The organism is Candidatus Hydrogenedentota bacterium (assembly GCA_016791475.1).
GTDB lineage: Bacteria > Hydrogenedentota > Hydrogenedentia > Hydrogenedentales > JAEUWI01 > JAEUWI01.
Window position 1 is genome coordinate 1 of sequence record JAEUWI010000520.1, and the last position, 264, is coordinate 264.

The 264-nt window shown below is 62.1% G+C and carries 1 pseudogene (only partly in view); it reads left to right on the forward strand.

Annotation, left to right across the window (positions count from 1 at the left end):
• Window positions 1–108 precede the first annotated feature (108 nt).
• Window positions 109–264 (forward strand): annotated as a pseudogene (locus JNK74_30590) (glucosamine-6-phosphate isomerase) (it continues 239 nt past the right edge of the window).

The window sequence follows — 264 nt, forward strand, 5'->3', positions numbered from 1 at the left end:
CCTCCGCGTTTTCTGCGGTGAATCTTTCGGCCGGTGGCCGCGCGGGGGAGTCTGCGGTTACACTGTCGCCGCTATCCACTACCCACTAGCCACCACCCACTAAGCCCCATGGACCTGCTCAGCACGATTTCCGGCTCGATGATGGAAGGCTTCTTTCCCGCCGGCTGGGACCTGAAGAAAATCGACGCCTGCGTCGATGACGACCCGAAAACCATCACCAGCCGCCAGCCCTGGTGGCACAAGCAGTTCACGCCGATACCGTGC